The sequence below is a fragment of the Gemmiger sp. An120 genome (assembly GCF_002160955.1).
Classification (GTDB): Bacteria; Bacillota; Clostridia; order Oscillospirales; family Ruminococcaceae; genus Gemmiger_A; species Gemmiger_A avium.
The window spans coordinates 24,862-35,684 of the sequence record NZ_NFLN01000025.1 but is presented as its reverse complement, the minus strand read 5'-3'; the positions used below and the strand labels follow the sequence as shown (position 1 = coordinate 35,684).

Below are 10,823 nucleotides of genomic sequence, written 5' to 3'. Positions count from 1 at the left end.
TCGTTTCCCCTGGGGCGGCTTCGCCGTTCGCGCTGCGCGCTCCGGTTCAGCTCGCAGGGACTCTCGGCCTGACCGACCTTCCACCGGAAGGTCGGTCTTAACGGCCTCGTCTGGAAGCGCACCAGGCTTGTGGTGGATGGATGATGGGTGGCGGGGGAGGCTTTTACCTTATAAGCCATCATAAAAAGTGCGGGCCGGAGGATCCGGCCCGCGGGATGGGGTCTGGGGCCTGCGGCCCCAGATTGGCGTTTCAAAGTAAAAAGCTGTACACAGGTGCTTACAGTTCCCGAATGCTGGTGCAGAAGGTGCGGCTGTTCCATTCTGCAAAACCGGGGCAGAGGGAGAAGGTGTACGCAACGTCTCCCTCCAGAACCGCGGTCACCTGCCCCTCTTCCTTCTGGTAGGTCCAATTGCCGGTCGGGGTATCCAAGGCGGCTAGGGCTGTCTCCCAATCCTCTGGGGTGATGGCTTTTAACAGATCCGGGGACGGGGCGTTGGCCCACGCATCATCCTCCCCGGTAAAGTCGATGCTGAGGATCATTCCCGGCAGAAAATCGTATGCCGTATTTGCCGCCCATTCTTCCGGCTTCCGGCCGAAATCCTGCCCCCGGGCCACCAGATAACGGGCCAGTTCCTGGGCCGTCCAATCCTCCGGCAGCGTCGTGATTCCCGCAGCGGCCAGCGCCCGGCACTGGTGGGTCAGCATGGTGTACTGGTAATCATTCAAGCCCAGAGAGGAAGCATCAGGATTCTCCGGACGCTGGGCGGTAGTCTCCGGTGAATACCAGCCGCTGATGCTCTGTGCCTCCCGGGTCGGATCCTGGTAAACCAGCAGATATACATAACAGGCGCCGTCCCCATACTGGGGACCCATGTAGTAGGTTTCCGGCTGGTACCAGAAGGTGAAATCCACCCGGCAGATGCCCGCTGTTCCCTGTTCCAGGGCAGAGCTGTCCAGCTCCTGGGAAAATGTCAGAATATCGGCCAGGTTCGGTTCTTCGCTCCACTGTTCGGGGGGGAGGTACCGGCTCTGGATATCCATCACCCAGGCATACCGGGAGGGCCGGTCCAGTTGTTCTTCCCACCAGCTGCCAGCCCGGTTCTCCAGCTCCCGGGCTACTTCGGGGGAAAACGGGTCGGTCCACTCCTGCCAGAAAACGGGACTCCGGGTGGGGGCAGGAGTGGAAGTGGCTTGTTCGGCAGATGTAGTGGAGGAAGGCGGGGGCACACTACTCGGCTGGCTGCAGCCTGCAAAGGCCAGGACCAGCAAAGCCGCCAGCAGCCGCTTGGCAGGTTTCATCTTCATCGCTCCTTTCTCAGGCAAAGCTCTTCTCTGCCTTCAGTATACCATTTTCAGGGCGGGAAGGCGACAGGAAATGAAACCGCATATTTCCGGTGGGCTGCCGTATATACCAGAAACCGTTCCTCCTGCTGAAAGTGAACCGCAACAAAAAAGCCCCCGCCGGGGGCGATGCCCGCCGGCGGGGGGAGATCAGCAAAACAGGGGATTACTTGGCTGCCTGTGTATCGGTGACCATTTCCTTTACCGAACTGACCAGGCCGGCCAGGTTCTGCATGTCGCTGGGGATGATCAGCTTGGTGGCCTTGCCGTCCGCCACCTTGGCCAGGGCTTCCAGGCCTTTCAGGGCCAGAACCCGGTCGCTGGGGGCGGCTTCGTTCAGCAGCCGCAGGCTGTCGGCCAGAGCTTCCTGCACGGCACGGATCGCCTGGGCTTCACCTTCGGCCTCGCGGATGCGCTGCTCGCGAACCGCATCGGCCCGCAGGATGGCGCTTTCCTTTTCGCCCTCGGCCACCAGAATGGCGCTGCGCTTCTCACCTTCGGCCCGCAGAATGCTCTCACGGCGCTGCCGTTCGGCTTTCATCTGCTTCTCCATGGCGTCCTGAATCTCGGCAGGCGGGATGATGTTCTTAACCTCAACACGGGTTACCTTGATGCCCCACTTGTCGGTGGCTTCGTCCAGAATGGCGGTGATCTTGGTGTTGATCACGTCACGGCTGGTCAGGGTGTGATCCAGTTCCATCTCGCCGATGATGTTGCGCAGGGTGGTGGCGGTCAGGTTTTCGATGGCGCTCAGCGGCCGGTCTACACCGTAGGTGAACAGCTGCGGATCGCTTACCAGGAAGAACACCACCGTGTCGATCTGCATGGTTACGTTATCCCGGGTGATCACAGGCTGGGGTTTGAAATCCACAACCTGCTCTTTCAGACTGACCTTTTTAATGATGCGGGTAATGAACGGGGTGCGCAGATGCACGCCGGCTTCCCAGGTGTCGTAGTAGCGGCCCAGCCGCTCCACCACGTAGGCATTGGCCTGGGGAACAATGGAGATGCAGCTGATCAGCACAATTACTGCCAGAATCACCAGCAAAGCCAGAATAACCATGATAACAGGACCCATAAAAGTCTCCTTTCTTCTTGGGACCGGCGGACATACTCCGGCCGGCCTCTCTTTTCTTTTCTGCCGCAGGGTGCGGCAGCCTACTACATAGAGTGGTTCAGCGGACCGGCGCTGACTCCGGCTGCGGTTCAACCGTCAGGGTGGCGCCGTGCAGGGCGGTTACCACGCAGGTTTGCCCCTTGGACAGCGGCTGGGCGGATTCGGCGGCCCAGTCTACGCCATCCAGCCGAACCCGGGCAAGGCGGCCCGGCTCTGCTTCAGCCACCACAGTGGCCACGCGGCCGATATTGCGGCCTGCATTCAGTTCGGGGGCTTTGCTCTGCTGCAGGCGGCGGGCCAGCGGACGGCTTGCGGCCAGCGCCACCGCGCTTACCACCGCAAATACTGCCAGCTCCACCGTCCAGCTGTCGGTGAACAGGCTCACCAGCAGCGCGGCGACAGCACCCGCCACCAGCCAGATGGACACCAGTGCTGTGGTGGCCAGCTCCACCAGGATGAACACGACCACCAGTGCCAGCCATAGGATGATCTCAGGATTCATGGGGAACCTCCGTTCGTTTCAGGGTTTGCCGTGCGGTGTACCGCCGCCCGGCCGGTAACGGCCGCCCCGCGGAGCGTTTCCGTTATGGTCCCATTATACCAGAACCGCTTTGGGATTACAAAGTGCGCTGTGAACGAAATTTGCCCGTTTTCAGCGGATTTTACCGGTTGGAGGGCCCCGGTATAGTCCGGGCGGCCCGGTTCGGGTCAGGGCGGGGTCTTATGCTTGTTTCCGGTAAACCATACAGAGTTGCTGTGCAGTTTATATAAAATTCCGTGAAGACAGTATGGTAATTGACTAAAGTGTACGTGAACGAAAGACAAATGTGTGTGAAAAACGACGATTTGGGACGGTTGTATGGCCGTCAATCTGGTTACATCGTGCAAATTTTTCCAATGGGTTTGACTTTAACGCTTTCGCGCGCTATAATGTCAAACAACGACAGGGACGTCGGTGGATCCGGGTGTAGCTAGCGGCCCGGGGCTGACGCCTTTTCTCGTTTTGAGGGGTTTGCAGATATCCAATTTACATGAGAGGAGCACGAAACACATGAACCTTTGGAAACGCATGGGCGCGGCGGCGCTGGCCGGCGCGCTGGCCCTTAGCCTTGTCGCCTGCGGCGGCGGCAATACTTCTTCCGCCGGTTCCACGGCGGGCGGCAGCAGCACCGGCGGCGAGGCCACCGGCAGCAATGTGCTGAACGTCATGGTCGAGGTGGAGGTTGCCTCCCTGGATCCGCAGCTGGCTACCGACGGCACCAGCTTTGAGGTTATCGCCGACTTTACTGACGGCCTGATGCAGATGGACGCAGAGGGTCAGGCGGTTGAAGCCCTGGCCGAGAGCTATGAGGTCAGCGAGGACGGCTGCACCTACACCTTCCACATCCGTGAGGATGCCAACTGGTCCAACGGCGATCCCGTTACCGCCAACGACTTCGTGTTCGCCTGGCAGCGCGCGGCTGATCCCGCCACCGCCTCCGAGTACAGCTACATGATGAGCGACATCGGCCAGATCAAGAACGCGGCCGAGATCATCGCCGGCGAGAAGGACAAGAGCGAACTGGGCGTTACCGCCGTGGACGAAAAGACCCTGAAGGTGGAACTGAACGTTCCCGTTCCGTACTTCCTGAGCCTGATGTACTTCCCCACCTTCTACCCGGTCAACCAGGCCTTCTATGAGAGCCTGGCCGAGGGCACCTTCGGCACCAGTCCTGAGACCGTGCTGAGCAACGGCGCCTTCATCCTGGAGAGCTACGAGCCCGCGGCTCTGTCCTTCAGCCTGGTGAAGAACCCCGACTACTACAACGCGGACAGCATCCAGCTGGATGGCCTGAACTACCAGGTCGTCAAGGACAGTCAGCAGGCGTTCATGAGCTACCAGAACGGCGATCTGGATATCGTGAAACTGAGCGGTGACCAGGTCGACCAGGTTCAGGGCGATCCCGAGCTGAGCGTCCACGGCGCCGGCTACCTGTGGTACCTGACCCTGAACCAGGCGGAGGTTCCCGCCCTGGCCAACCAGAATATGCGTCTGGCCCTGACCCACGCTATTGACCGCGTATCCATCGTGGAAGATGTTGTGAAGGACGGCTCTCTGGCCACCTACACCGCGGTTCCCCCGCAGTTCGCCACCGGCCCCGACGGCTCTGACTTCTCCGCCGATCAGGAGATGTTCAAGGATGTCTGCAGCGATGATCCCGCCAAGGCTGCCGAGTACTTCGAGGCTGCCAAGGAAGAACTGGGCCAGGATACCTTCACCTTTGAGCTGCTGGTTGAGGATACCACCGAGAGCCAGAACGTGGCCGCTGTTATCCAGGAACAGATCCAGACCAACCTGCCCGGCGTGACCGTAAACATCACGGTTGAGCCCAAGAAGCAGCGCGTGGAAGATATCCAGGAAGGCAACTACGAAGTCTGCCTGACCCGCTGGGGTCCTGACTACGCCGATCCCATGACCTACCTGAACATGTGGATCACCGACAACAACAACAACTACGGCAAGTGGAGCAACCCTGAGTACGACCAGATCATTGCCGACTGCACCACCGGCCAGTATGTGGGCGACGCCGAGGCCCGTTGGGCTGCCCTGTACGATGCGGAAAAGATCATCATGGACGAAGCGGTGATCGTTCCCGTGTACACCAAGGCCGACGCCAACATGATCAAGTCCAATGTCAGCGGCATCGAGTTCCACCCTGTTGCTCTGAACCGCGTGTTCAAGAACGCCACCAAGGGCTGATTCCCTTATGGCCGGCACACGCAATACAGTGCCGGAATGAAACCCGGATGACCCCCCCGTACTGAATGCCGCGCAGTGGCCTTGGCTTTGCAAGGCCACTGCGTGGTTTTTTATAGGCAAAACGCTTGCCTGCTTTTTACGGTTCGAGCCGCGAAAGGCGCACGGCGGCCCCGCAGCCGCCAACGCCGGAACGGCAAATGTTTGCTTTGTACTTTGTATCGAAAAAGAGGGAACGCTTGTGAAAAACTACATTTTGAAACGAGTGCTCATCTCGGTATTCACCCTTCTGGTCATCACGCTGGTGCTGTTCTGCCTGCTGCAGCTCATGCCCGGCTCGCCGTTCAACGACGAAAAGCTGACCGATGACCAGAGAACGGTGTTGTACGAGAAGTACGGCCTGGACGACCCTGTTCCGGTACAGTTTGTCCGGTATGTGGGAAATATGCTCAAGGGCGACTTCGGGGTGAGCTATAACATCAGCAAAAACACCCCCATCAGCCAGCTGATCCAGAGCCGCCTGCCCATCAGTATCAAGGTGGGCGGCATGGCGGTCACGCTGGGTGCCGTGGTGGGCCTGCTGCTGGGCGTGATTGCCGCGCTCAACCACAATACCATTATTGACAGCATCTGTACCGCCATCTCGGTTCTGGGCGTTTCGGTGCCCAGCTATGTATTTGCCTTGGGGCTGAGTTATCTGTTGGGATTCCGGTTCAAGATATTCCCCATGCTGTACACCGCCAATGAACCGTTCATGTCCAGCGTACTGCCCAGCATCGCGCTGAGCATGTTCACCATGGCCTCCATCGCCCGGTTTACCCGCAACGAGATGCTGGAAGTTCTGGGCAGCGAGTTCATGCTGCTGGCGGAAAGCAAGGGCGTTACCGGCGCGCCGCTGATCCTGCGTCACGCGCTGCGCAACGCGCTGATCCCCATCATCACCGTGCTGGCCCCGCTGATCGTGGACCTGATGACCGGCAGCCTGGTGGTGGAGAAGATCTTCTCCATTCCCGGCGTGGGCAGCCTGCTGGTGACCGCTATCCAATCCAACGACTACAACGTGGTTATCGCCCTGAGCTTCATCTACAGCGCCATGTACATTGGTATCATGCTGGTGGTGGATATCCTGTATGGTATCATCGACCCCCGCATCCGTGTTACCGGCGAGGGCGGCCGTCCCGGCTTCTTTGCCCGCTGGCGGATGGTGCTGTTTGGTAAGAAGAAGGGGGTGAAGGCATGAGCCACATTGACTATATCCCTGCCGGATCCCAGGCCCAGATCGCCGACCTGCGCCCGGAAGACTTTCAGCTGCGCGGCGCTGCCGACCAGCATCTGGACGCGAACTTTGCCAGCCAGGGGTACTGGCACGACGTGCTGCACCGCTTTATCTCCAACAAAGGCGCAGTGGTGGCGCTGATTCTGATTATCCTGATCGTGGTTATGGCCATCGTGGGCCCTGGCATGAGCGGCCGGGACTACAACACCCAGACCCTGAGCGAAAAGAATCTGGCACCCCGCATTCCGGTTCTGGAAAATTTCGGCATCTTTGACGGTGACGAAACCATGACCACCACCACCGGTACCCGTGTGGTGAATGGTTATGAGGACAAGGAACTTACCGATACATACTACTGGTTCGGCTCCGATACGCTGGGCCGCGACATCTGGACCCGTGTGTGGGAAGGCGCCCGTGTCAGCCTGGGCATTGCGGTTGTGGCCGCTGCCATCAACATGACCATCGGCATGTGCTATGGCCTGATCAGCGGTTACTTCGGCGGCTGGGTGGACACCATCATGCAGCGTATCGTGGAGATCAACAACGGCATTCCCCGCCTGGTGGTGGTGACCCTGCTGCTGCTGGTGGTCAAGCCGGGCTTTACCACCATCGTGCTGGCGCTGGTCATTACCGAATGGATCAACATGAGCCGTATCGCCCGGGCCGAGATGCTCAAGCTGAAAGAACAGGAGTTCGTGCTGGCAAGCCGCACCCTGGGCGCGGGCAGCTTCTCCATTATCTTTAAGGAAGTTCTGCTCAACATCATCGGCCAGATTATCACCCAGCTGATGTTCAGCATCCCCACCGCCATCTTTACCGAGGCTTTCCTGAGCTTCGTAGGTCTGGGCATCCCGGTGCCGCAGTGCAGCCTGGGCAGCCTGATCAACGACGCATTCAACAGCTTCACCACCCACCCCTATCAGATCGTTCCGCCGATCGTGGTGATGAGCCTGCTGATGCTCTGCTTCAACATGCTGGCCGACGGCCTGCGGGAAGCCTTTGACCCGAAACTGAAAGAAATGTGAGGTGACGAGCAATGGAATACGCAGATCGTGAACACGTGCTGTCCATCCGTGACCTGTCCATCACTTTCAAGACCGGGGCCGGCCCCGTCAACGCCATCCGCGGCGTCAACATCGACCTGTACAAGGGCGAGACGCTGGCGGTTGTGGGCGAAAGCGGCAGCGGCAAGTCGGTGACCTTCAAGGCGGCCATGGGCATTCTGGCCTCCAACAGCATCGTCAACAGCGGCAGCATTACCTATACCTATCATCACAACGACGGCACCACCGCCACGGTGGACCTGCTGAAAATGAAAACCAAGGATATCCGCCGCCACATCAACGGCAAGCGGATCGCCATGATCTTCCAGGACCCGATGACCAGCCTGGATCCCACCATGCCCATCGGCAAGCAGATCATGGAGGGCATGATCTGGCACTACAAGACCCCGAAAAAGGAAGCCTGGGCCAAGGCCGTCCGCCTGCTGGAAGAGGTGGGCATCGACGAGCCGGAGAAGCGGATGCGCCAGTATCCCCACCAGCTTTCCGGCGGTATGCGCCAGCGCGTGGTAATCGCCATCGCCCTGGCCTGCGACCCGGATCTGCTGATCTGTGACGAGCCCACCACCGCGCTGGACGTGACCATCCAGGCCAAGATCCTGGAACTGATCAAGCGGGTGCAGGCCGAGCGCGGCATCAGCGTCATCTACATCACCCACGACCTGGGCGTGGTGGCCAAGGTGGCGGATTTTGTCAACGTGATGTACGCGGGCAAAATCGTGGAAACCGGCACCATCGACGAGATCTTCTACGATCCCCGGCACCCCTACACCTGGGGCCTGCTGAGCGCCATGCCCGACCTGGATACCGACGACGCCCGTCTGTATACCATTCCCGGCTCGCCGCCGAACCTGCTGCATCCGGTGCCCGGCGATGCCTTTGCCCCCCGCAACAGCTATGCGCTGAACATTGACGAGCGGATGGAGCCGCCCATGTTCAAGGTAAGCGATACCCACTATGCGGCCACCTGGCTGCTGGATGAGCGCGCCCCCAAGGTGGAGATGCCCAAGGAGCTGCGTGCCCGTATCCAGCGTATGATGAAGGAGGCGAACTGATATGGAAGAACGGAAGCCCCTTCTGGAGGTCAAGGGCCTCAAGCAGTATTTCAAGGGCAGCCGCCAGTTCACCGTAAAGGCGGTGGACGGGGTGGATTTTGTGATTTATCCCGGCGAGACCTACGGTCTGGTGGGGGAGAGCGGCAGCGGCAAAAGCACCATCGGCCGCAGCGTGATCCGTCTGTATAAGCCCACCGCCGGGCAGATCCTGTTCAACGGGATGGACATTTCCGGCAATCTGACAAACCAGCAGAACCAGCAGCTGCGCACCCAGATGCAGATGATTTTCCAGGATCCCATGGCCTGCCTGAACCCCCGCAAAAAGGTGGGGGAGATCATCGCCCAGGGCCTGGACATCCATCATCTGTACAAGAATCACGCCGAGCGCCAGCAGAAGGTGGCGGACATCCTGCGCAAGGTGGGCCTGGCCCCCGAACACGCCGACCGGTATCCGCACCAGTTCTCCGGCGGCCAGCGGCAGCGCGTGGGCATCGCCCGGGCCCTGATCATGGACCCGAAGCTGATCATCGCGGACGAGTGCATCAGTGCGTTGGACGTGTCCATCCAGGCCCAGGTGGTGAACCTGATGAAGGATCTGCAGGAAGAAACCGGCACGGCCTATCTGTTCATCGCCCATGACCTGTCCATGGTCAAGTATATTTCCGACCGTATCGGCGTGCTGCATCTGGGCCATCTGGTCGAGACCGGCACCACCGAGGAGATCTTCAACAACCCCGTGCATCCCTATACCCAAAGCCTGCTGAGCGCCATTCCCCAGCCGGACCCCCGCACCGAGCGGGACCGGGTGGCCAAGACCTACGATTACAAGCAGGCCGGTGTGGATTACCACGTGGGCAAGCGGCAGCATCTGGAAGGCACCCATTACGTGTTGGCTACCGACGAGGAGCTGGCCAAGTGGACGGCCAAGTCCTGATCGCCGCATCCTGTATCGTTGCGTTCCTCTCATATCGATACAAAGCCAGAGGCGGGCGGCCCCGAAAGGGGTCGCCCGCCTCTGGCTTTGTTGCCAATATGGGGGACCAGTCCCCCATGCCCCCGTTCAGCGGGCCAGGAATTTGGCCCGCATGGCAGGAGGTTAATTCTCTCCACGGGATCGGCTTATTTGTGTCGGCTCTTGATTGCCAGTGTCAGGGCGGCAAGCAGCAGCACCGCCGCGCCGCCCAGACAGAGCAGAACCAGCAGCCGCGCCTGCAGCCAGCCGATGGCCGGGTTGCCACCGGTAGTTTCTGGGGCAGGGGAGGGCGCGGGCGTTGCTGCCGGCGGTGTGCTTTCAGAATCCGATGAACCGCCGTCCCCGCTGGCGGGCGCCTGTACCACCGCGCCGTCCAGCGCGTCGGCCAGCCAGTCCGCCAGCAGCCGGGCCGCCGCCCGCATGCCGCTGTCTATGTCCGGGTCCACCACCACGGCGTTGTCCTCGTCCAGATCCGCGTGGCCCCGCAGCATCAGGAAGAGCTTCATGCCGTCGTTGTCCAGCAGCGCCGTTTCAAAAGCCTCGTACAAAGCGGCCCGGTCGCCGGTGTCCGCGCTGCCCAGCTGCGCCTGGATGAACTTTTCGGCGCGCACCGCGTCGGTCATACTGGCGCAGTAATCCCGCAGATGTTGGGCCAGGTCGTCCTCCGGCTGCAGGGTCGCCCCCAGCACCATCCCGTCCAGATCGGCCAGCAGGTCGCTTTCCGGGAACAGGCTGGCATTTTCCGCCCCGCCGAAAGCCGGCTGCATCAGGGCGTAATACCCGTCCACGCTGTCCGCCTGCCCACTGTATTGTTCGGCAAGCTGCATACAATCGCCGCCCCAGCCACAGAGCGCGCCCGCCTGTTTGTAGCTGCCGGCCAGCGCCGCAATCAGATGAATGGCGTCCACGCTCCGGCCCTCCGGCAGGGTCAGCAGCTGCGTTTGCTGCAATCCGGCCAGTTCCGGGTTCCGGCTGTCCACCAGAGCGGCAAATTCTTCGTCCGCCGCCCCCAGCACCAGATCCCACTCCATATCGGCGTACCGCTCTGCCCGCAGGTAGTTCAGGGTCAGCAGCAGGGCCTCTTCCCCCGGCTCACCGGCGTATTCCTCCGCCAGCCGCTGTACCTGGGCCACCCCGTCCAGAAAGCCTTCCCAGTCATCCGCCGCGGCCGCATCCGGGACCAGCCCCAGGCAGAGTGCCAGCCCGACGAGCAGGGAAAACAGGATTGAAAATATACGTTTTGTAGAATACGACATAAAAAT

Annotated in this window: 9 protein-coding genes; 5 read left to right on the top strand and 4 right to left on the bottom strand. The window is 60.6% G+C overall.

Annotation, left to right across the window (positions count from 1 at the left end; genetic code table 11):
* Positions 1-277 precede the first annotated feature (277 nt).
* The 3 genes from B5E65_RS14380 to B5E65_RS14370 all read right to left on the bottom strand — a co-directional run bounded on the left by B5E65_RS14380 (position 278) and on the right by B5E65_RS14370 (position 2,961).
* The gene (locus B5E65_RS14380) at positions 278-1,300 is read right to left on the bottom strand and encodes a hypothetical protein (RefSeq protein WP_087172458.1); all 1,023 of its coding nucleotides are present in this window, start codon (positions 1,298-1,300) and stop codon (positions 278-280) included.
* A 208-nt stretch (positions 1,301-1,508) separates the two neighbouring features.
* Entirely contained in the window at positions 1,509-2,405 is an 897-nt protein-coding gene (locus B5E65_RS14375; RefSeq protein ID WP_430672996.1) for an SPFH domain-containing protein, read from the bottom strand.
* 112 nt (positions 2,406-2,517) lie between these two features.
* Positions 2,518-2,961, bottom strand: a complete 444-nt coding sequence (locus B5E65_RS14370) for an NfeD family protein (RefSeq protein ID WP_087172456.1) — start codon at positions 2,959-2,961, stop codon at positions 2,518-2,520.
* A 549-nt stretch (positions 2,962-3,510) separates the two neighbouring features.
* On the opposite strand from B5E65_RS14370, the gene B5E65_RS14365 reads away from it, so the two are divergent.
* From B5E65_RS14365 to B5E65_RS14345, 5 genes are all read left to right on the top strand, one after another.
* Positions 3,511-5,199, top strand: coding sequence for a peptide ABC transporter substrate-binding protein (locus B5E65_RS14365; protein ID WP_087172455.1), 1,689 nt, complete (start codon positions 3,511-3,513; stop codon positions 5,197-5,199).
* 238 nt (positions 5,200-5,437) lie between these two features.
* A complete protein-coding gene (locus B5E65_RS14360; RefSeq protein WP_087172454.1) occupies positions 5,438-6,436 on the top strand; it encodes an ABC transporter permease in 999 nt (332 codons plus the stop codon).
* On the top strand, positions 6,433-7,497 hold the full coding sequence (locus B5E65_RS14355) for an ABC transporter permease (RefSeq protein WP_087172453.1): 1,065 nt from the start codon (positions 6,433-6,435) through the stop codon (positions 7,495-7,497). The genes B5E65_RS14360 and B5E65_RS14355 overlap by 4 nt, the downstream gene beginning before the upstream one ends.
* Before the next feature lie 11 nt (positions 7,498-7,508).
* Positions 7,509-8,588: an ABC transporter ATP-binding protein gene (locus tag B5E65_RS14350; protein ID WP_087172452.1), complete on the top strand. Its 1,080-nt coding sequence runs from the start codon at positions 7,509-7,511 to the stop codon at positions 8,586-8,588.
* Between the two features lies 1 nt (position 8,589).
* Positions 8,590-9,522, top strand: coding sequence for an ABC transporter ATP-binding protein (locus tag B5E65_RS14345; protein ID WP_087172451.1), 933 nt, complete (start codon positions 8,590-8,592; stop codon positions 9,520-9,522).
* Between the two features lie 185 nt (positions 9,523-9,707).
* Here the strand turns inward: B5E65_RS14345 and B5E65_RS14340 are convergent, their stop codons facing one another.
* A complete protein-coding gene (locus B5E65_RS14340) occupies positions 9,708-10,817 on the bottom strand; it encodes a hypothetical protein (protein ID WP_087172450.1) in 1,110 nt (369 codons plus the stop codon).
* Between the last annotated feature and the right edge of the window lie 6 nt (positions 10,818-10,823).